The following is a 21,168-nucleotide window of genomic DNA, read 5'->3' on the forward strand; positions in this document are numbered from 1 at the left end:
ATCAGCGGTATGCTAGAATATTGTCGTAACTTACAGGAAAAGGAGATTACAAAGTGTCGAATCCAGTATACGGTAAAAAGGCGGCTCAGTCGAGAAATGCCGAAAAGATACCTGACTCGCTATGGGTGTTGGTTATTGGTTTTATTCTATTTTTGATATGGGCTCCATTTCAAGTGGGATTATTTAACGGTCAGCAGGTCGATTTCGAGAAACCTCTCTATATATCGGCCATTATTGGCAGTCTCATGGTCATTGTGTGGGCCGCTATCTACTACAAAAGATTCAAGTTGGAGGATCAGCGGGACCTTCTCGCGCTTGCTGTGCTTCTGCTTCCGCTGACGTACTTCCTGTCGCTCTTTGTTGCCGCTTCTCACTATATGGCGGTCAATATGCTCCTAATCCAGTGTATGTACGCTGCACTATTTATTGTAAGCCTCTACCTCCTTCGACAAAAACAAGTTAATGGTATCATACAAACCGCCATATTGACAGTGGCTTACCTGATAGTCTGGTTTGGTCTGTTAAACTGGCTGGGTGCCTGGAACGTGGCCGGCGGAGTGGTTGGCTGGTTCTCCAACACGGTCAAAGCAGGCAAATATCTGGACGCGGTGATGACGGACTCGAACGGTCTGCGCCTGACTTCAATATTTCAATATGCTAATACATACGCCGCATTCCTGATGGCTTTCCTGTTCGTGGCCGTATTCGCCTTAATCCGGGCAAAAAAATGGTACGGTACTGTGACTCACGGCTTTATGCTTGTTCCGATTATTGTATCACTGCTCCTGACGCTATCCCGGGGCGGTCTGGTTATGCTGCCGGTGGTATTCGTTCTGCTGCTGCTCTTCCAAAAGCCGTCTCGGCAAATTCTATGGATTATTCATCTTATTGTAGCTGCTGCCGCGTCGCTGGCTGTTATAAACAAAGTTACCTCTACAGGCGAGCGCCTCGCGGCAGTTCCCGATGCATCTGCGGCGGTTGAGGGTTGGGCTTGGCTGCTAGTTGCCTCTGCTATAACAGCGGGTATATGCTGGGCTGTGCAGCGCTTCGCCGCTCCTTGGCTAGAGAAACGACTCGAAGGCTGGGGGACACGCAAGCTCTCCAATCTGTGGCTGCCGATCGGGGCAACCGTGCTGGTGGTAGTTGCCGCGTTCCTGCTGATCGGCACCAGCGTTCGCAGCATTTTGCCTGCCAATATCGAGACTCGTCTCGAAAATATCAACTTCCAACAGCATAGCGTACTGGAACGCTTCACCTTCTATAAGGATGCGGTTAAGGTAGCAAAAGATTACCCAATACTGGGTGCAGGCGGCGGCGGCTGGGCTGCCCTGTATGAGAAGTACCAGAACAACCCTTATACCAGCCGTCAGGCGCATAACTTTTTCCTTCAATATTTGATTGAAGTTGGAATTTTAGGCTTCATCGTATTTATGGGATTCATATTGTTCGTATTCTACAAATACATCAAGGGATACATTCGGAATAAGGATCGGGATGATTTCAACAATGGATTCTTCTATCTGATTATTGCGCTGTCCATTCTGCTGCATAGTGTACTGGACTTCAATATGAGCTACGCATTCATGGGATTGCTTGTGTTTATCGGACTTGCGGGAATGGCTGAAGCGATGGACCGTAAGCCTCTCTCTAATAAATGGACCGCAAGCGGATTACGGTTTGGATACTTAACCGTAGTATGTGTCGCAGCGATTGCTGTGTTCTTTGTGTCGATTCGCAACATCAGCTCTGCTAACTCAGCTTCTGAGGCCAAGGCTGTTGCACAGATCAGCACATCCTATGAAGAGATTAAGACTCCTCTGGCAAATGCTCTGAAGAATCGGCCGGGGCATCCCGAATCGGTTATTTTGCTGGCTTCCCTGGATAACCAGGTGTACAAGCAGACGAAGAATGAGCAATTTGCTGCGGAATCCCTCTCTGTGTTGCAGCGCGGCTTGAAGGACGAACCTAACAATAAGCAAATGCTGCAGCAGCTAATCGCACTGTATGATCTTCAGGGTAAAAGTGAAGACTCCTACGCTGTATACCGGGATAATGCGGACAAATACATCTGGGATATCGAGTGGTATGAGCCGCTGATTACCCGTTCCTTTGATTTGGGCAACGCAGCCTATCAGCAAAAGGATACGGCCAAGGAGCAGCAGTATTTCCAGACCGGGCTTGCCGCCTATGAGCATGTCGTGGATGGAGTTGCATTTTTGAAGACTCTGCCTCCCGGTCAGCTCCAGGGCAGACCATTCTCGGTAACGCCGCTGATCGCGTTGAACGCTGGAAAAATGCAGCTCATGACAGGCAAGACAGCGGAAGCAGCTGCCACTTTCAAGCAAGGACTTACAGAAGACTTCTCGGATGCGACCAATAAGGAAGTCGCTCGGAATTATCTTGCCGCCATGCAAAAACAAGGACAGCAGGATCAGGCTGTGTACGATAAGCTGATTCAAGCTGATGCCTCGGAAAAAGCAAAAATTGACGAGATTGCGGCGACGCAATACTAAGTTAATGTAACTTGAATAAAATTAAGTCATAGAAAAGAGCGCCTGCGAAAAATGCGGCGCTCTTTCTGTGCTGTTTATAGTAAATCGAATCAATCTGTAATCACCGTTCCCAAACGGTCGGCTTCCAGCAGCGCCTCCAGAACATCCTCCGGTTTCACTTGAAAGGGCATGTTATGCATAGGCTCAGTTTCAGCGCAGCTTCCTTCAGCCACAAGACGCAAACGGCTCAAATCGGCTCTATCCAAGTGCAGCTGCTTCAGAGTCGTCGGAAGTCCAATGCTCTGACAGAAGGCAATCGTTTCCTGAATTTCAGCGGTGTCCGCCTTCTCAAGCACAAGCTGGGCCAGTGTTCCGAAGGCAACCTTCTCGCCATGCAGGATCGGACGCGTCTCTTCCAAACCTGTCATTGCGTTATGAATCGCATGCGCGGCAGCCAATCCCCCGCTTTCGAAGCCGATGCCGCTGAGATAGATATTTGCCTCAATGATATTCTCCACGGCTTCGGACAGAACGCCGTTCTCGGAATCCAGCTTGGCCTGCAGGCCATAGGAGAGCAACGTATCACGGCAGGCCTGTGCCAAAGCGTAAGCCGCAATTGCGCTTGTGTCCCTCTTCTGAGCCTCGGCTGCTCTCCGGCAGGCTCTTGCTTCATAGAAGGTCGATAACGCGTCGCCCATACCGGCAACAAGCAGGCGTACCGGCGCTTTGGCCACCAACTCGGTATCAACGACGACGAGGTTTGGATTGGTCCGCAGCTCCAGATAGCGGTCCATCCGCCCGTCATCCGTGTACAGGACGGAAATCGCACTGCAAGGAGCATCCGTTGAAGCGACGGTTGGCACAACGATGAGCGGAAGCCCGGCATAATAACCAACAGCTTTGGCGACATCCAGTGTTTTGCCACCGCCGATACCGACGATTATATCCGATCCAATCCCCCGCACCGTTTCTGCTATTGCTTGAACTTCGCGCTGACTACACTCGCCGGTAAACGGATGCAGCCGGTAAGGAAAATCATTTTCCAGGAAACCCGAAATGATGTTCTTCTCGTAATTCGATACAACAAAGGCATCGGCGATAACGTAAGCTTTAGTGCCCCCCGCCTCGCCGCAATAACGGTAAAGATGGTGGAATTCGCCTTTCCCCTGTATGTATTTCGCTGGCGACATGATGCTTCTACTCATCAGTATTCACTCCTTACAGAATCGTATGATCATATGTATGGATTGTCCAATCAAAAAGGCAGTCCGGGACACTTCCCAGGCTGCCTTCTCATGGTGGTAAGCTAAAAAATTAAGGGGTCTTGTCTGACTTCTTCCGCTCTTCCTGTTCAATAACGTCTTTAAGATAAACCAGAAGATCCTCTTTCAACTCTTCATACTGAAGCGCATAATGGATCGTGGTTTGAATGAAGCCCAGTTTCTCTCCAACATCATGACGGTCGCCTTCAAAGTGATAGGCCAAAATCCGTTCCGCCTCGCTCAGCTTGGAGATGGCGTCCGTGAGCTGAATCTCTCCTCCGACACCAGCCTGCTGCTCACCCAACAGGTCGAAAATCCGCGGCGTCAAAATATACCGGCCGAGAATCGCGAGATTGGATGGAGCTTCTTCCCGCTTGGGCTTCTCCACAAGCCGGTTGGCACGATATACCCGTTCGGCAAGCTGTGTACCGTCAACAACGCCGTAGCGGTATACCTCTTCCCAAGGCACCGGCTGTACGCCGACGATCGAGGATTTATACTCATCAAAGACCTCCATCATTTGCTTGAGACAAGGCTTATCCGATTCGACGATATCGTCGCCGAGAAGGACAGCGAACGGCTCATCGCCGATGAATTTGCGCGCACACCAGATCGCGTGTCCGAGGCCTTTGGGCTCTTTTTGCCGGATATAGTGAATGTCTGCCATCTCTGACGACTTGCGGACCGAATTTAAGAGCTCCCATTTCTGCTTCTCCGCCAGATTGAACTCCAGTTCAAACGAGTTGTCGAAGTGGTCCTCAATCGCCCGCTTCCCTTTACCGGTTACGATAATGATATCCTCGATACCGGAAGCAACTGCTTCCTCCACGATGTACTGAATAGTTGGTTTATCCACGATGGGAAGCATTTCCTTCGGCATTGCTTTGGTAGCCGGCAGAAAGCGGGTACCTAGACCCGCAGCCGGTATAATCGCTTTGCGAATTTTGGCCATGATCGAACTCCTTTAGCTGAACAATAATATGTATCTGCACTGGACTAAAATTCTCTCGCTTGGCAATCTTAGACCTATTATATCAGCTTACACAGTGGATTGTCAGATTGTAGTGGTCCGAGTCTTAATGGAGCCTAGCAGCGATGCCAGAAGCTTAAGTGCCGAACCAAGGCCCCCCAAAACTTCTGAAAGCACAGCAGCAATGACCAGCAGGAAGAAGCTAACTCCCTATCCGGTCACGATGCTCTACTCGCCCCCCCTCAACACAGATTATGCCTTCCCCCCTGATCCGATACAGTCTTCATTCATTTTAATGAAAAAAAGCCGTTCCAAGCAGCAAGACCACTGCCTCTGAAACGGCTTCTAACGGTTTCTTTAGTTTCCTATTTCACCAACTGCCCCCGGGTAACTCCGAGCTGGTTCGTCGCTTTCAGCGTCTTCCAGACCTTCGTGCCGGAGATTTCACCGCGCAGCGCCCGGCTGTACAAGTCGATAACCTCTTCTACCTGTTCAGGACTTTCTTCCAGGAACTCTACCCGGAAGGTGGATACGCCAAGCTCGCGGAAGTTGCTCAAATATTCGGCGCCGGACTGTTCAATGGCATTGTAGACGGTGTTCCGGCACCCCTCGTCAACGCGTACAGGGTGGGACATGCCGATCCGGTCCTGCAGGGAAGCCCGATGGCTCTCGCACGGACGGCCGCAGTTCGTAAAGTCCGTGCCTTCGCTCATGAAGGTGCAGTACACGCAGTGCTCCGTATGGAACATCGGGAGATGCTGGTGGATCACCACCTCCACCTTCGATGTACGGCTGCGCTCCAGCATGTCGACCATCTGCTGGATGTTAAGGTCATAGGATGGCGTAACGAGATCACAGCCCGCTTCCAGGAACAAATCCACGGCCTTATGATTTGCAATATTCAGCGAGAAGTCGCCGATCAGCTGCGGATGCACGGCGTCCGGCTCTTCCCGGCGGCGGCGCAGATAATAATACAGCGCGCCAGTGTTGCGGACCAGCACCGCATCGGGCTGAAGCCGCAAAATGTTGGCATGATAGCCGTTCTCGCCGGGCATATGGATGCGCGGGGTAGCCAGCGCGATCTTCGCGCCCGCCGCCCGAACGGCCTGCACCGCTGCCGGGAACTGCTTGATGAATTCGAAGTCGGCGTAGATGAAGCCTACGCCGGCCTTCAGCGCAGCCTCCACCTGCGGGAGGCTGCGGCACAGCGCGGTGAGCTGCGCTCCACCGCGCAGGCCCGTGCCGCCCGCGCCAAGCGGTGCGGCTGAACTGGCGCCGCGCTCAGCCGCGTCGCCGTACACCTCTGCCGCCCGTTTCACGTAGACGGGCGGCTTCGGGCGCTCGCCCGCAAGCAGCTCCACCGCACGGCGGCGGATGCCGTTCAGCTCGCGCATCGGCACAATGACTCCGCCTTCCAGCTCGGCGTCCAGTGCCTCCAGCTGGAAGAGCGTCCCGCCCAGTCGGCCGAACTGCTCTTCCAGCAGCGCGGCGTCCATCGGGCGCTTGTTCGCCGTCTCCAGCAGCAGCTCGGAATCGACGCGGACCGTGACGCCCTTCTGGACGTCGGTCCACCAGGTCGCGAGCGGCTCGCCGGCCCGGCCCGATGCCTTCACCTGGACCGGGAATACCCGGTAGGGCTTCTCGGTCTCAAAGGTTTGGCGCAGACTCTTGTCCAGTGCCGGGTCATTCGTCTTCCAAACCCGGTCGCCGACATGGAGGCGATTCAGGGCGACATCACTGCGTCCCGGAATGATATCGACGATCCAGCCTTCCTCCGCTTCCCCTTCCAGCTTGACGCCTTTGCGGCGAAGGTCGTAGATGCGACCGCCTTCCTCTTTCTTGGTGGGATCGCCCGCATCGAAGACGATGCCATCGCCGCGTTTGATCGGCGCCTCGATCTTGCAGACCACGCCATCGCGCAGAATCTGCTCTACCGTACCTACATACACGCCACGGCTCTTGGGGAAAGTCCCGTCAATAAGTTTCTTGTTGTTCGTCCCTTCCAGGAATCCATGCGTCAATCCACGCGAGAAGCTCTGCTGCAGCTCCCGCATTTCTTCAGCCGAAGGAGCGGACCATACGCCGTCAAAATGCCGGTCAATCGCCTTGCGATATTTGCCCACCACATTGGCTACATACTCCGGACTCTTCAGTCTTCCTTCTATCTTGAAGGAAGTGACGCCCGCTTCGATCAATTCCGGAATCAGGTCGATGGCCGCCAGGTCTTTCGGCGACAGCAGATAGGCGACGTCACCCATCGGCTTCACCTCACCGTCAACTACCAGATCATATGGCAGCCGGCAGGCCTGAGCACATTCGCCGCGGTTAGCGGAACGTCCGCCCCACATTTCCGAAGTCAGACACTGACCCGAATAAGAGACGCACAGCGCACCGTGCACGAACACCTCCATCGGTAGTCGGGCCTGATCGCCGATCGCCCGGATTTGCTTCAAATTGTTCTCACGGCCCAGGACGACCCGCTCCATATCAAAGGGCTTCGTAAACTCGACTGCTTCCGGCGAGGTAATTGTCATCTGAGTTGATCCGTGAATCGGAAAATCCGGCGATATTTCGCGGATCAGCTTCACTAGCCCGAGATCCTGCACAATAACCGCGTCCACACCGGCGTCAATGCAAGCGTCGATAAGCTCCTTGGCATCCTGAAGCTCATTTTCAAATACCAGAATATTAAAGGTCAGAAATCCTTTGACTCCGTAACTATGCAAAAATCCCATAATCTCCGGCAGCTCGTCCATCCGGAAATTATTCGCTCTCGCCCGGGCGTTGAACTTCTCCACCCCAAAGTACACGGCATCAGCTCCGTTCGCCACGGCGGCGCGCATACAGTCCCAGTCGCCCGCGGGAGCGAGCAGCTCGACGTCTTCTCTGCGGATTTCCCGCTCTTGCTCTATCATTTATATCCTCCCAAACCGCCCTGCAAGCGGATCTTCAATATCAAGCTCTGTCCAATCCAAATCCGTCTAAAAACTAAAGGAAACAACGACTTCTATAACTTATCTATTATAGCAAATATCACACTCGCTTGCTATATAAGCCACTTGGGCATCCCAAGTAAACTTTACTTTTTTTGGGTCTTACTCGAAACCGATACAAAAAGGAGAAAACTTGGTTGGACAGCCAGCCGATCTTTTGCGTAAAATGGAACTATCTGAATTCATTTATATATCCTAGCAGGGAGAGCTGACTTTAAAATGAAAGGTATTATTCTTGCAGGCGGAAGCGGCACCCGTCTTTATCCTTTGACGATGGTCACAAGCAAACAACTGCTGCCGATTTACGACAAGCCGATGATTTACTATCCCTTATCCACCCTTATGCTGGCGGGAATTCGGGAAATCCTGATTATCTCCACTCCGGAAGATACACCAAGATTTGAGAGTCTGCTTGGAGACGGTTCTCAGTTCGGCGTCACTTTTCAGTACAAGGTGCAGCCGAGTCCGGACGGCCTTGCTCAGGCTTTTATTCTGGGTGAGGAATTCATCGGGAACGACTCAGTCGCCATGGTGCTGGGAGACAATATTTACTACGGCGCCGGTATGCGCCAAATTTTGAAGAAATCTTCCGAGAAACCGAACGGCGCCACCATCTTCGGCTATCATGTTCAGGACCCTGAACGGTTTGGTGTCGTGGAGTTCGCCGAGGACGGCAAAGTCCTCAGCATCGAGGAGAAGCCGGCTCACCCGAAATCGAACTACGCGGTTACGGGGCTGTATTTTTATGATAACCGGGTCATCTCTATCGCGAAGAACGTGCGACCATCGGCTCGTGGAGAGCTTGAAATTACGTCTATCAATGAGGAATATCTGCGCATGGGCGAGCTTGATGTGGAACTGTTGGGTCGCGGCTACACCTGGCTCGATACCGGAACGCATCAAAGTCTCGTGGACGCCACGAATTTTGTACGGACGATCGAGGATCACCAGGGCATCAAAATCGCAGCTCCCGAGGAGATTGCATATATTAACGGATGGATCACGGAGACGCAGCTCCTGAGCTGCGGGGAGAAGCTGGGCAAGACCGGATACGGCCAGTACTTGATCAAGGTAGCCAAAGGGAAGATCATCTATTAATTGCGAAAAGAGTGAACCAAGATGAAAGTGACGAAAACTAATCTCGAGGGCGTTCTGATCGTCGAACCCGCCGTATTTGGCGACCATCGCGGATGGTTTATGGAGACGTACACCAAATCCAAATTTCTCGAGCATGGCATTGACCAGGATTTTGTGCAGGATAATCAGTCTTATTCGGCGGTAAAAGGCACGCTTCGCGGCCTGCATTTCCAACTGAACCCTAAAGCACAGAGCAAACTGGTACGGTGTACGCGCGGCAGCATTTTTGATGTGGCCGTGGATATCCGTCAGGGCAGCCCTAGTTACGGTAAATGGTTCGGTCTGGAACTCTCCGCTGAGAACAAGAAACAGCTGCTCATTCCTAAAGGCTTCGCCCATGGATTTATGACGCTGACGGAGGATGTGGAGGTTCAGTACAAATGCGACGAGCTGTACGCGCCCGATTGCGACGGCGGCATTCTGTGGAATGATCCCGACATCGGTATTGAGTGGCCGATCGATGTAGTCCCTGTGCTGTCCGCGAAGGACGAGAAGGCTCCACTGCTGAAGGATGCCAAGCTTAACTTTGTATATAACGGCTAGTTGTTTTTTTGAAAAATAGCACAGCCAAGAAGCCAGAAGACCTTCGTTCCGCTCGATGCGGCCCGGAGGTCTTTATTCTTTTTATGGCGATCTATTAGCAGAGGTTTTACAACCTATCAGCAACCCTTATAGCAAATATACCTTACCTCACATACGCATACGGTTCCGTCTGGTACGATCAACAATAACACAGCAGAGCCGTCGGATTTGACCGAGAAAAAGGAGAGTTTGCTATGGCATATGAAGCATTTTGGAAAGAAGACAGCGACAAGCTGTCGGCATTTGAGAAGGTCAAGCTGCAAAAGGACGGTCTGGACATGATCCGCGCCATTATTGAACGCTACGCGCATCAGGGTTTTGACTCGATTCCGGCGGATGACCTGGACCTGTTCAAATGGGCTGGCGTGTATCAGCAGAAGCCGAAGACCGGCCATTTCATGATGCGGGTCCGCATCAATACCGGTATCATGACCTCCGATCAGGCCCGGACCCTGGCGGAGATTTCGCGACTGTACGGCAGGGGGCTGGCCGATATTACGACGCGGCAGGCTGTCCAGTTCCACTGGCTGACGGTCGAGAATTTCCCTGATATTTTCAAACGGCTGGAAGCGGTCGGATTATATTCTTTTGAAGCTTGCGGTGATTGCCCGCGCACCATTGTCGGCAACCCGCTGGCCGGAATCGATAAAGACGAGCTGCTGGACACCAAAGCGCTGGTTGACGAAGTGAACAGCTTCTTCGTGCTGAACCGCGATTTCTCGAATCTTCCGCGCAAGCTGAAAATGTCCATCTCCGCCAATCCATACAACAACGCCCATGCGGAGATTAATGATTTGGCCTTCACTCCGGCGGTCAAGGTGATTGATGGTCAGGAAGTCGTCGGCTTCCACGTCATGGTGGGCGGCGGGCTGTCGGCAAAACCCCATTTGGCGCAGAAGCTTGATATTTTTGTCGCGCCGGACAAGGTTCTGCGGGTAGCTGAAGGCGTCGCCACGATCTTCCGCGATTTCGGCTACCGCGAGAAGCGGAATCATGCCCGGCTGAAATTTCTCATCGCCGATTGGGGAGCCGAGAAATTCAAGGATAAGCTGATCGAGCTGATCGGAGAGCTGCCTTCCCGCGGCGAGGATAAGACTGCCGGCTGGCAGGCTGCTTTTTTCGATGGCGTGCACCCACAGCCGCAGCCCGGCCTGAACTATGTCGGCTTGAATGTGCCGGTCGGACGCCTCAGCGCGGATGAGCTGACCGGGCTTGCGGAGCTTGCCGATGCTTTTGGCGATGGCACGGTCCGTACCACCATGTCTCAGAACGCGATTTTGAGCGGTGTACCGGACGATAAGGTGGAAGAACTGCTGACAGCTCCGCTGCTTCAACGCCTGTCCCCTTCTGCGAAGCCGTTCATCAGCCGGACCGTCGCCTGCACCGGCAATGAATTTTGCAATCTGGCCCTGGTTGAAACGAAGCAGCAGGCCGTCTCCATCGCTGAGTACCTGGATGAACACCTCGAACTCGGCGAGAAAGTCCGGCTGCACGTGATCGGCTGCCCCAATGCCTGCGGTCAGAAGCAGATTGCGGATATCGGTCTGCAGGGCGCGCTGGTCAAGACGCCAGAGGGTATGGCGGAGGCGTTTGACCTTGCCATTGGAGGAACGCTGGGTGGCGGAGATGCCGGACCGGCGGCCAAATTCGCGCTGCCGCTAAAAGGCCGAGTACCGGCCGCTGAGATAGCAGGTGTGCTGGAACAGCTGCTGCTGTTCTACAAGACTGAGCGGCAGGCAGACGAAGGCTTCCATGGCTTTACCGAGCGGGTTGGCGTTCCGGTATTCCAGGAGAAGCTGAACGAGATTCTTGCCGTTCGGGCATAAAGAGCAAAAATTACTGCAAAAATAGCTTCAATCCCGAGAGCATAATCCGGGATTGAAGCTATTCGTATTGCTAGGTCAGCCAGAAACTTCTGGCTGACCTATTTGGGTTTGGAGTGACTGAGCTGGATGGGTTTATCCACCCGGCACTTCAAGGCTATGGCACCCTGGTGACTCGGTTAGCGGTAGCCCGGCTACTAAGAGGAGGCTCTTGGCGACCCGGTTAGCCAGTAACCCAAACGTTTAGCAAGGACACGCCCTGGCGACTAGGCTAGCGATTGCCCGAGTGCTAGGCGAATATTCCTTGGCGACCCGGTTGACCGGCCGCTTACTTCGCCTCGGCTGTCTGAAGATCCAGGGCTTCCGTCCGATCCGTATCCCGAAGCAGCACCGGCTTCAGATATTTACCGGTATATGATTCCGGAACCTCGATAATCTGCTCCGGTGTACCGGTCGCGATCACCGTTCCTCCGCCGCTGCCGCCTTCCGGGCCCATATCAATCAGGTAATCCGCTGTCTTGATCACATCGAGATTATGCTCGATGACCAGAACGGATTCACCGGATTCCACCAGCCGGTGCAGCACTTCAAGCAGGCGGCCGATGTCATCTACATGCAGACCGGTTGTCGGCTCGTCCAGAATGTACAGCGTCTTGCCCGTGCTTCTGCGGTACAGCTCCGAAGCGAGCTTGACGCGCTGCGCCTCGCCGCCGGAAAGCGTCGTTCCCGGTTGGCCAAGCTTGATATACCCCAGACCCACATCCAGCAAGGTTTGAAGCTTGCGGTGAATCTTCGGAATGTTCTGGAAGAACTCCGTCCCGTCCTCCACTGTCATTTCCAGCACATCGGCAATGCTCTTGCCTTTATATTTCACTTCCAACGTCTCCCGGTTGTAGCGTTTGCCTTTGCACACCTCGCATGGTACGTAGACATCGGGCAGGAAGTGCATCTCGATCTTGATAATACCGTCGCCCCGGCACGCTTCGCAGCGCCCGCCCTTGACGTTGAAGCTGAAACGGCCTTTCTGGAAGCCCCGGATCTTCGCTTCATTCGTCTTGGCGAACAGGTCACGGATATCGTCGAATACGCCGGTATAGGTAGCCGGGTTGGAGCGCGGAGTCCGGCCGATCGGAGACTGGTCGATATCGATGACTTTGTCCAGGTGATCCAGACCGCGGATTTCCTTGTGGAGTCCGGGACGCACCTTAACCGCTCTGTTCAGTTCTCTCGCCAGGCTCTTGTATAGAATCTCGTTGACGAGCGACGATTTGCCGGAGCCTGAAACACCGGTTACCGCCGTGAAGACACCAAGCGGAATTTTGACATTGACGTTCTTCAGGTTGTTCTCCCTGGCTCCACGGATCTCCAGCCAGCGTCCGTCCGTAACGCGCCGTTTAAGGGGAACCGGGATAAACTTGCGCCCGCTAAGATATTCGCCGGTCAGCGAGTTCGGATCGTTCATAATCTCCTGCGGTGTCCCTTGAGCGATCACCTGGCCGCCGTGAATACCCGCTCCCGGGCCGATATCGATGATATAATCGCAGGCCAGCATTGTATCCTCGTCATGCTCGACGACAATCAGAGTGTTGCCGAGATCCCGCATATGGGCCAGCGTTGAAATCAGCCGGTCGTTATCGCGCTGATGCAGACCGATGCTCGGCTCGTCCAAAATATAGAGAACGCCCATCAGACTCGAGCCGATCTGCGTAGCAAGCCGGATGCGCTGCGCCTCACCGCCCGACAGAGACCCGGCCGAACGGCTAAGGGTCAAGTAATTGAGACCGACATTGACCAGGAAGCCGAGACGACTGCTGATTTCTTTGAGAATCAGATTGGCGATTGCCGCTTCCTTCTCACTCAGGCTTAGCTCGCCAAAGAACTTCTGACCGTCGCCGATCGACAGGTCCGTTACATCGGCAATATTCTTGTCTCCGACTGTCACCGCCAGAATTTCCCGCTTCAGGCGCTTGCCTTTGCAAGTCGGGCAGGGCTTGGCGCTCATAAAGCCTTCGATAAATTCCCGAATGCCCTCCGATGCCGTTTCGCGGTATCGCCGTTCCAGATTGGGGATGATCCCCTCAAAAGGAACCATGGCTTCCTTGCTCTGGCCGAAGTCGTTCTCATACTTGAAACGAATGCGTTCACTGCCGGTTCCGTGGAGCAGCTTGTCCATTTGTTCAGCGGTCAACTCGCCTACCGCTACATCCTGCGGAATATGAAAATGCTGGCACACCGATTTCAGGAACTGAGGATAATAGTTGGAGGTGCTTCCGGTCCAGGCCAGGAAAGCCCCGTCTTCGATCGACTTACCCATATCCGGTATCAACAGATCCGGATCGACGATCATCTGGGCACCGAGTCCGTCGCATTCCGGGCAGGCGCCGAATGGGCTGTTGAACGAGAACATTCGGGGTGCCAGCTCTTCCATGCTGAAGCCGCAGATCGGGCAGGCGAAATTGGAGCTGAACAGCAGCTCTTCCTGTCCGATAATATCGACCAGTATTTTGCCGCCGGACAGCTTCAGTGCCGTCTCGATGGAGTCTGTTAAGCGGGACTCGATATCCTCTTTAATGACGATCCGGTCGACCACGACTTCAATCGTGTGCTTCTTGTTCTTCTCCAGCTCAATCTCTTCGGACAAGTCGCGCAGTTCGCCGTCCACACGGACGCGGACAAAGCCCTGCTTCGAGATATCGGTGAAAAGACCCTTGTGCTCACCCTTGCGTCCGGATATAACCGGCGCCAGGATCTGCAGCCGCGTCTTCTCGGGATACTGCATGATCCGGTCCACCATTTGCTCTACAGTCTGTGACGTGATCTCAATGCCGTGGTCCGGGCAGTGCGGATGGCCGATCCGGGCGAACAGCAGCCGCAGATAGTCATAAATCTCCGTTACCGTACCGACGGTAGACCGGGGATTGCGGCTCGTCGTCTTCTGGTCGATAGAAATGGCCGGAGACAGACCATCGATCGAATCAACATCAGGCTTCTCCATCTGGCCCAGGAACTGCCGGGCATAAGCCGACAGCGACTCCACGTACCGGCGTTGGCCTTCCGCGTAAATCGTGTCAAACGCCAGCGACGATTTGCCGGAACCGCTCAGCCCGGTCAGCACGACAAAGCGGTCGCGGGGTATCGTAACGTCGATGTTCTTGAGATTATGGGCTCTCGCGCCCTTGATTACAATATTCTCGTTCGCCAACGGTACATCTCTCCTCTGTATTTGTGGCTCACCCTCCCAAACCCTCCCGGCGGGAGGGCCCCAAGGGCTCCGCCCTCTGGACACCCGCAAATTTTATGGCGGGGTGCGAAAGGGTGGCGCTGTTTAGTTGCGTGTATGAATAAGCCGCTTATCCCTGCGGGACCGCTCGAACGCCGGCGCTCGCGAGATCGACGCGTTAGAGCTGCTTCCTGCTGTGACCCGCTGTCCCTTCGGGATGCGCTGGACGTCTCACTGGTGGCGCGCTTTCTGCCACTCTCTGCTGTGACCCGCTGTCCCTCCCGGGATGCGCTGGACGTCTCACTGGTGGCGCGCTTTCTGCCACTCCCTGCTCTGACCCGCTGTCCCTTCGGGATGCGCTGGACGTCTCACTGGTGGCGCGTTTTCTGGCACTTCCTGCTGTGACCCGCTGTCCCTTCGGGATGCGCTGGACGTCTCACTAGCGGCGCGTTTTCTGCTACTTCCTGGTGTGACCCGCTTTCCCTTCGGGATGCGCTGGACGTCTCACTGGCGGCGCGTTTTCTGTCACTCTCTGCTCTGCCCGCTGTCCCTCCCGGGATGCGCTGGACGTCTCACTGGCGGCGCGCTTTCTGCCACTCTCTGCTCTGACCCGCTGTCCCTTCGGGATGCGCTCTACGTCGGGACAAAAGCACGAAGAACGGCCTGATAACAGCGCCGTTCATACCTTGCAGGGAATCTATCGTGATGTCGTCAGCGTTATTATTCGGCGCGCAGCTCCAGCAGCGCGTCGCGAAGCTCGGCAGCGCGTTCGAACTGGAGGTTCTTGGCGGCGTCCTTCATTTCAGCCTCCAGGCGCTGCATCAGGGTCTGGCGCTCCTTCTTGTTCATCTTGCCGGAAGCGCCAGTCAGATAGTCGGCCTTGGACTCGGCTACCTTCGTTGCCTCAATGACGTCGCGCACCTTCTTGTGGATCGTCTGCGGCGTGATGCCATGCTCTTCATTGTAAGCGGTCTGGATGGAGCGGCGGCGCTGGGTTTCGGTGATCGCCTTATCCATCGATTCGGTAATGTTGTCGCCGTACATGATGACCTTGCCTTCGGAGTTCCGCGCCGCCCGGCCGATCGTCTGGATCAGCGAGCGTTCGGAACGAAGGAAACCCTCCTTGTCGGCATCCAGAATCGTAACGAGCGACACCTCCGGCAGGTCAAGACCCTCTCTCAGCAAGTTAATACCGACGAGGACATGGAACGTACCGAGGCGCAGATCGCGTAGTATTGCAATCCGCTCCAGCGTCTTGATGTCAGAGTGAAGATAACGGACCTTGATGCCGATATCTTTAAGGTAATCGGTAAGATCCTCCGCCATCTTCTTCGTAAGCGTCGTAACCAGAACGCGTTCGTCACGGTCGATGCGCTCGCGGATTTCGCCGATGAGATCGTCGATCTGTCCCTCTGTGGGACGAACCTCGATAATCGGGTCCAATAGACCCGTCGGCCGGATAATCTGCTGGACCATCGTATTGCAATGCTCCAGTTCGTACGGTCCCGGTGTCGCGGATACATAGACGATCTGCTTCACCTTGTCCTCGAACTCCTCAAACCTTAGCGGGCGGTTATCAAGCGCCGACGGCAGGCGGAAGCCATGCTCGACCAGCACGGTCTTCCGCGCCTGGTCACCGTTGTACATCGCCCGGATCTGCGGCAGCGTGACATGCGACTCGTCGATAACGATCAGCATATCATCCGGGAAATAATCCATCAGCGTGTATGGCGTCGCGCCGCGTTCGCGAAAGGTCAGCGGTCCGGAATAGTTCTCGATGCCGGAGCAGAAGCCGACCTCATTCATCATCTCGATGTCATACCGGGTCCGCTGCTCCAGCCGCTGGGCTTCCAGCAGCTTCCCTGCCCCACGCAGCGCCTCCAGCCGCTCCTCCAGCTCGCGCTCGATATGCTTAAGCGCCACGCGCATCGTCTCTTCCTGCGTAACGAAGTGGGACGCCGGGAAGATGGCGACATGCTCGCGTTCGCCGATCAGTTCGCCGGTCAGCACGTCGATCTCGGTGATCCGCTCGATCTCGTCGCCGAACAGCTCCACGCGGATCGCGTGCTCGCCCTGGGAAGCGGGGAAAATCTCGATAACATCGCCGCGCACCCGGAAGGTGCCGCGGACAAAATTGAGATCATTCCGCTGGTACTGGATATCGACCAGCCGGCTCAGAATCTGGTTCCGCGGCTTCTCCATGCCGACCCGGAGAGAGAGCAACAGGCTGCCGTATTCCTGCGGCGATCCGAGGCCGTAAATGCAGGAAACGCTCGCTACAATGATGACGTCCCTCCGCTCGAACAGCGAGCTTGTCGCAGAGTGGCGCAGCTTGTCGATCTCTTCATTGATGCTGGAATCCTTCTCTATATAAGTATCCGAAGAAGGGATGTAAGCCTCCGGCTGATAGTAATCATAGTAGCTGACGAAATAATCGACCGAGTTCTGCGGAAAAAACTCCTTGAACTCGCTCGCCAGCTGCGCGGCCAGCGTCTTGTTGTGCGCGATGACCAGCGTCGGTCTGTTCACTTTGGCGATCATCTGCGCAATGGTGAACGTCTTGCCTGTCCCCGTGGCGCCCAACAGCGTCTGATGCTTCTTGCCCTGCTTCAGCCCTTCCACCAGCTCGGCAATGGCGCGGGGCTGGTCGCCCTGGGGTGAGTACTCGGACTCCAGATTGAAGGTCTTTGTACTGACGACAATATCATTCATTTGCCCGTCTCCCCCTAATCGTCTAAAATATATGAAAGCGTCAAATGCTGGATCATATCAGCAATATAAGAATGTTTGTTCCCGTCAATTATACATGGCTTCCGTATATCATGCAAACCTAATTATAAAGGAGAAACTTTCATGGATCTCACCTCTATCATCGGCATTCTGGCCGGAATCGCCGCACTGGTCGGCGGCTTTTTTTGGGAAGGCGGAAGGATTACCGGCCTTCTGCAATGGAACGCCGCTCTGATCGTCATCGGAGGAACCGTCGCGGCCGTTATGATCAGCTTTCCCGCCCGGACACTTCGCGGCATCCCGGCGGCGCTTGGTATGGCTTTCAGACGCAGCCCGGACCGCCTCGAGGAGCTGGTAGAGGAAATGGTCGAAATGGCGACCCTTTCCCGCCGTAACGGTATGCTGGCTCTGGAGCCACGGGCGGACAGCCACCCCGACCCTTTTACCAGTGAAGGGCTGCGGCTAATCGTCGACGGCACCGATCCCGAACAGGTCCGGCAGATCCTGGAGTTCGAGATGGACTCGGAGGAGCATAAGTATGAGAACCATGCCAAGCTGTTCGAAGCCGCGGGCGGCTATGCGCCGACCATGGGAATCATCGGCACCGTCATGGGGCTTATACGTGTGCTAGGGAACCTGACTGATCCTTCGCACCTCGGCCCCTCGATCGCCGTGGCCTTCACAGCCACCTTGTACGGGGTCGCCAGCGCCAATCTCCTGTTCCTTCCCATTGCCTCCAAGATTAGAGCGCGCGGGCAGCTGCGGCTGCAAGAGATGGAAATGCTGCTCGTCGGCATCCTGTCGGTGCAGAACGGCGATCACCCCAATCTCGTCCGCAAGAAGCTCTCTACCTTCCTGAATCGCGAAACTCCAGACCGGACGCCTGCGGAGGCGCGGCTATGAGACAGCGAAGAGGCGGCTCCCGGGAACGGGAGGGACGGGATGGCCAGAACCGCTGGATGATTACATACGCTGATTTGATCACGCTTCTGCTGATTTTCTTCGTGATTCTCTTTGCGATGAGCAGCCTTGATCAGGAAAAATACGGGAACGTCATTTCCTCGCTCCAGCGCTCATTCCAGACCGGGAGCGGACTGCTGAACGGTGGTAACGGACTGCTTGATGGCCAAAAGGGAACAGACAACGGACAAGGCTCCAAAGCCCTGTCATCATCCCATCCTTCCGCTACCCCGGAAGGAAGCAAGAATGGGTCATCACCATCCGCCGCGCCGGAAGCTACGGCTTCCCCCTCGCAGCGCGAGCTGGCCTTCCGCCAGCAGGAGGCCAAGCTGGCCCAGTTGATGAACGTCATTACCCAATATGTAGCGGACAATAACCTCGGCGATCAGATCTTCGTAGCGGACAAGCCTCAGGGCATCACCATCACGCTCAGCGACCGCTTTCTGTTCGATGTAGGCAGAGCCGATCTGAAGCCTGACTCGCTGCCCGCGCTGCACCAGCTGTCCGGGCTGTTCCGGAACATCTCGGCGGTGATCAGCATTGAGGGCCACACCGACAATACGCCGGTGCTGTCCTCCTCGCCATACCGGGACAACTGGCAGCTGTCAGGGGAACGCGCCCAGTCTGTGCTCCGCTTTTTCCTTGAAAAAGAAGGCCTCAGCGCCAGCCGGTTCCAGTATGCGGGCTATGCCGATACGCGGCCGGCGGCCGACAACAGCACCGCCAGTGGCCGCCAGAAGAACCGGCGCGTAGAGATCATTGTGCTGCGCCAGCTGCAGGGTGAATAGACAGGTACATACATACTGATAGTATCGGCCGGATTCTGCCAAAGTAGACCTCCGACGAACCGAAATACCCGCAAAAAATGAAAGACGGATTCCAGGTAGTACCAAATTGGACTACGCTTTGAAATCCGTCTTTTTCTCATGGCTCACAATGCATGATAGCAGGAAAACTTGCAGAATACGGAAATTGAAAAGGAAAGGAGCTGATAAAAAACCATGTCTTCCCCATTCCGCCCGCTATCCAGCTCCAAGCTGTGGAACTTTCTTCTGAATATCGCCATTCTGCCCTGGATCGCTCTCATCTTCCAGGTCGTCTTCGTATTGTTCCTGTTGACCTTCGGATCGTTCCTGCTGTGGAGTTCGCCCCGTTTGTTCTGGGAACTGCCGCCAGGCCTGCCGACTGGAAGCGTCATAACGGAAATGCGGATGTGGCTGCTGGCCTTCGGCTTCGTATATGCGCTGGTCTGGTGCGGTTATTGGCGGCTTGCAGCGGCGCTGAACAGCGGCGATCGTATCCCGGCCTTTACCGTTCATGTGCTGGCAGCCTGGCTGCCGCTGCTCGTTATCATATACTGGGCCAATCCCGTCAATAACCCGGATGCCATGATTCCCATCTCACAGGGCGAGATCACGTTCAAGCTGGCTCTCGCCATGATTACAGCCGCGCTCTTCCCTTTCTACTCCGCCGCCGTCTACATCCTTCTCGTCATTCGCCCGGGCAGCAGAATCTGCAAAGGCATGAAACTGCTGGGCATCTGGGCTCTTTTCGCGACTGCCTCTCTTTGGCTGTTCCCGGTCTTCTGGCGGCTGGCCCCCGAGATCTACCCCGGAATCGCCGGATTTCCCGTCCAATAGCCGACTTGGGAGCAGCTGATTAGGCTGACATCGTGGATTTCAACCGATCCCGCAAATTCCGGCAGCATCATGAATCTCCACAGACCCTTCGCATCTCGGCAGACATCACGAATCTCCACAGACCTTTCGTATCTCAGCTGACATCACGAATCTCCACAGACCTTTCGCATCTCAGCTGACATCACGAATCTCCGCGACCTTTCACATCTCAGCTGACATCACGAAGATGACCCCTTGTCCATCCGCATGCGATCCATGCGAAGAGGCAATTACCCGAAGGAGCCTGCCATTTTTATCAAAAATATACTCCGGCCGTTTACTTAGTCCCCGACCAATTCGCGGTATGCCGCCGCAGCCAGGAGTCCTGCGGTTGCCTCGGCATAGTCCCCGTCCACTTCCACTTCGTAAATCCAGCCGTCCCCGTAAGGCTGCTCGTTCAGCAGCTCCGGGCTGTCCTCCAGCGCTTCATTGACCCGCGTAACCGTTCCCGACACCGGCGAATATAATTCGGATACCGTCTTGACCGATTCGATGCTGCCTACGCTTTCGCCCGCCGTAACCGCCGTTCCGATCTCCGGAAATTCGATAAATACGATATCTCCCAGCAGATGCTGGGCATGGTCGGTAATGCCGATGCGCACGATGCGCCCTTCCCCCTGCTGCGCCCATTCATGCTCTTCACTGTACCGGAGGTTGTCCAGAATTTCACTCATTTTCGGTTGCCGCCTCTTTTCGTTTTTTGTGGGAATTGGAAGTTTGGAGATGATACGCGAATGCCATTTTCAAGGGCACCGTCCGAGCATGAAAATGGCATTTGGCGAACATCGCCTGAATAATTCATTTTGGGAATGACTCGATAAGCGATAATGAATTTTGGATAGCTATAGACTAAGTTATGCCCGTATCCAGTGTCAATATATCTAACAGCAAATAAATTTCGTTCGGCGTTTCTGGCCATTTCCTGTTGACACCGTTCCCCGTTTCAAGTATTAATGGAGTGAGAAGAATCACATACGTAATAGCGGATGATGGTGTAGGGAGAGACCGTTCCGGATGGAATGGCGCCGAAGGAGTAAGCCCCGGGGAGGCCCCGGCGGTGAATCTCTCAGGCAAAAGGACCTTTGCCGGACGCATCTCTGGAGAGCACCGGACGCTTACGGCGGACGGTCACCAACGGGGAAACCCGCTTTTGACACAGAATTGCGGGGTAACTCTCAGGTACAAGGGACAGAGCGAAGACGAAGAACAGCACTGCGGCTGTATGCATTCGTCTTTGATCTGTCTTTTTTGCGCTTCAAAAGGGGATTACGGCATCGCGAGCCCTTCATTTTGGAATGATAAGACAAGCAAAAATTCGAT

General features: G+C 54.8%; 14 protein-coding genes and 2 riboswitches. Of the genes, 7 read left to right on the forward strand and 7 right to left on the reverse strand.

The genetic code is table 11. The features are described from left to right. Positions 1-53: 53 nt before the first annotated feature. Positions 54-2,513: an O-antigen ligase family protein gene (locus KIH86_RS26920; protein ID WP_223081162.1), complete on the forward strand. Its 2,460-nt coding sequence runs from the start codon at positions 54-56 to the stop codon at positions 2,511-2,513. A gap of 89 nt (positions 2,514-2,602) precedes the next feature. On the opposite strand, the gene KIH86_RS26925 is transcribed toward KIH86_RS26920, so the two are convergent. The 3 genes from KIH86_RS26925 to KIH86_RS26935 form a co-directional block, all read right to left on the reverse strand. Next, entirely contained in the window at positions 2,603-3,697 is a 1,095-nt protein-coding gene (locus tag KIH86_RS26925; RefSeq protein ID WP_223081163.1) for a glycerol dehydrogenase, read from the reverse strand. A 109-nt stretch (positions 3,698-3,806) separates the two neighbouring features. Beyond that, complete coding sequence (gene galU, locus KIH86_RS26930) at positions 3,807-4,706, reverse strand: UTP--glucose-1-phosphate uridylyltransferase GalU (RefSeq protein WP_223081164.1); 900 nt, start codon at positions 4,704-4,706, stop codon at positions 3,807-3,809. A 383-nt stretch (positions 4,707-5,089) separates the two neighbouring features. Then, positions 5,090-7,639, reverse strand: coding sequence for a U32 family peptidase (locus KIH86_RS26935; RefSeq protein ID WP_223081165.1), 2,550 nt, complete (start codon positions 7,637-7,639; stop codon positions 5,090-5,092). 297 nt (positions 7,640-7,936) lie between these two features. Between KIH86_RS26935 and rfbA the strand changes: the two genes are divergently transcribed. The 3 genes from rfbA to KIH86_RS26950 all read left to right on the forward strand — a co-directional run bounded on the left by rfbA (position 7,937) and on the right by KIH86_RS26950 (position 11,262). Beyond that, positions 7,937-8,815 carry a glucose-1-phosphate thymidylyltransferase RfbA gene (gene rfbA, locus KIH86_RS26940; protein ID WP_223081166.1) on the forward strand — a complete coding sequence of 293 codons (879 nt, stop codon included), beginning with the start codon at positions 7,937-7,939 and terminating at the stop codon, positions 8,813-8,815. A 21-nt stretch (positions 8,816-8,836) separates the two neighbouring features. Beyond that, entirely contained in the window at positions 8,837-9,397 is a 561-nt protein-coding gene (rfbC, locus tag KIH86_RS26945; RefSeq protein WP_223081167.1) for a dTDP-4-dehydrorhamnose 3,5-epimerase, read from the forward strand. Positions 9,398-9,630: 233 nt separating this feature from the next. Continuing rightward, the gene (locus KIH86_RS26950; RefSeq protein ID WP_223081168.1) at positions 9,631-11,262 is read left to right on the forward strand and encodes a nitrite/sulfite reductase; all 1,632 of its coding nucleotides are present in this window, start codon (positions 9,631-9,633) and stop codon (positions 11,260-11,262) included. Positions 11,263-11,587: 325 nt separating this feature from the next. Here the strand turns inward: KIH86_RS26950 and uvrA are convergent, their stop codons facing one another. Both uvrA and uvrB read right to left on the reverse strand, forming a co-directional pair. Further along, positions 11,588-14,461 (reverse strand): excinuclease ABC subunit UvrA, encoded by a 2,874-nt coding sequence (gene uvrA, locus KIH86_RS26955; RefSeq protein WP_223081169.1) that lies wholly within the window; start codon positions 14,459-14,461, stop codon positions 11,588-11,590. 738 nt (positions 14,462-15,199) lie between these two features. Beyond that, complete coding sequence (gene uvrB / locus KIH86_RS26960) at positions 15,200-17,191, reverse strand: excinuclease ABC subunit UvrB (RefSeq protein ID WP_223081170.1); 1,992 nt, start codon at positions 17,189-17,191, stop codon at positions 15,200-15,202. A gap of 141 nt (positions 17,192-17,332) precedes the next feature. On the opposite strand from uvrB, the gene KIH86_RS26965 reads away from it, so the two are divergent. The 3 genes from KIH86_RS26965 (at position 17,333) to KIH86_RS26975 (ending at position 19,809) form a co-directional block, all read left to right on the forward strand. Continuing rightward, entirely contained in the window at positions 17,333-18,112 is a 780-nt protein-coding gene (locus KIH86_RS26965; protein WP_223081171.1) for a flagellar motor protein, read from the forward strand. After that, the gene (locus KIH86_RS26970; protein WP_223081172.1) at positions 18,109-18,957 is read left to right on the forward strand and encodes a flagellar motor protein MotB; all 849 of its coding nucleotides are present in this window, start codon (positions 18,109-18,111) and stop codon (positions 18,955-18,957) included. Before KIH86_RS26965 ends, KIH86_RS26970 begins: the two co-directional genes overlap by 4 nt. Positions 18,958-19,170: 213 nt before the next feature. Continuing rightward, positions 19,171-19,809 carry a hypothetical protein gene (locus tag KIH86_RS26975; RefSeq protein WP_223081173.1) on the forward strand — a complete coding sequence of 213 codons (639 nt, stop codon included), beginning with the start codon at positions 19,171-19,173 and terminating at the stop codon, positions 19,807-19,809. Positions 19,810-20,129: 320 nt separating this feature from the next. Here KIH86_RS26975 and gcvH read toward each other — a convergent pair whose 3' ends face one another. Both gcvH and KIH86_RS26985 read right to left on the reverse strand, forming a co-directional pair. After that, a complete protein-coding gene (gcvH, locus tag KIH86_RS26980; RefSeq protein ID WP_223081174.1) occupies positions 20,130-20,522 on the reverse strand; it encodes a glycine cleavage system protein GcvH in 393 nt (130 codons plus the stop codon). Then, the gene (locus tag KIH86_RS26985; protein ID WP_223110763.1) at positions 20,519-20,767 is read right to left on the reverse strand and encodes a hypothetical protein; all 249 of its coding nucleotides are present in this window, start codon (positions 20,765-20,767) and stop codon (positions 20,519-20,521) included. Before KIH86_RS26985 ends, gcvH begins: the two co-directional genes overlap by 4 nt. Positions 20,768-20,834: 67 nt before the next feature. Beyond that, a riboswitch (glycine riboswitch) is annotated at positions 20,835-20,940 on the forward strand. 3 nt (positions 20,941-20,943) lie between these two features. Beyond that, positions 20,944-21,042: riboswitch (glycine riboswitch) on the forward strand. Positions 21,043-21,168: the final 126 nt, after the last annotated feature.

The organism is Paenibacillus sinensis (assembly GCF_019904155.1).
Classification (GTDB): domain Bacteria; phylum Bacillota; class Bacilli; order Paenibacillales; family Paenibacillaceae; genus Paenibacillus_AQ; species Paenibacillus_AQ sinensis.